Genomic DNA, 631 nt, shown 5'->3' on the forward strand with positions numbered 1-631 from the left:
TAATGACTATGTGATTTCTCGCATGGCCACTTGTGATGCTGATAATCTTGGCGACGATCAGTCCATACTCACAAGCACCCACACGAATTGCTTGATTCGATTGTTAAAGAGCGATTTGGTTAAGCGCTTTGCTCAACCGAGGCCGCGCATTCTACGCTTTCCTCTAAGTCTGTCAAGCGTTTATTTTGAAGTTTTTTCCGAGAAACCCGTTCAACTTCAACCGCTTAACTCGCTGCGATCTCTCGTAGCGGGAGGCGAATCATACAGCGTTAAAACCTGCTGTCAACTGCCTTTTTCACCGCTGCCGATCAGAAGACCGAAGCCCTTCCGATACTACCTGAAGCGTTCAACCCGTTGATTATCAAGGAGTTTTGCGTTTCGACTGCGTCGGAAGTGGGGCGCATTATAAGGGGATTCGAAACCCCGTCAACAGTTATTTTCAAAAAACCTTAATCCGGCCCAAAAGCAAAACGGGGAGGCCTGGCGGCCTCCCCGTTTTGCTTTTGGGCTTGTCTATCTCTTACAGGCTTGGGAACGCGAACTGCGAAGCCTCATGGCTGGCACGCTGTGGCCAACGCTGGGTGATAGCCTTGCGACGGGTATAGAAGCGCACACCATCCGGGCCATAAGC

The 631-nt window shown here is 50.6% G+C and carries 1 protein-coding gene; it reads right to left on the reverse strand.

Annotated features, from left to right (window positions below):
* Window positions 1-520: 520 nt before the first annotated feature.
* Window positions 521-631 (reverse strand): hypothetical protein (locus DQ397_RS24810; RefSeq protein ID WP_256664408.1); only part of this gene is annotated, 111 nt, incomplete at its 5' end.

The organism is Pseudomonas sp. CK-NBRI-02 (genome assembly GCF_008124495.1).
In the GTDB taxonomy this organism is placed as follows: domain Bacteria; phylum Pseudomonadota; class Gammaproteobacteria; order Pseudomonadales; family Pseudomonadaceae; genus Aquipseudomonas; species Aquipseudomonas guariconensis.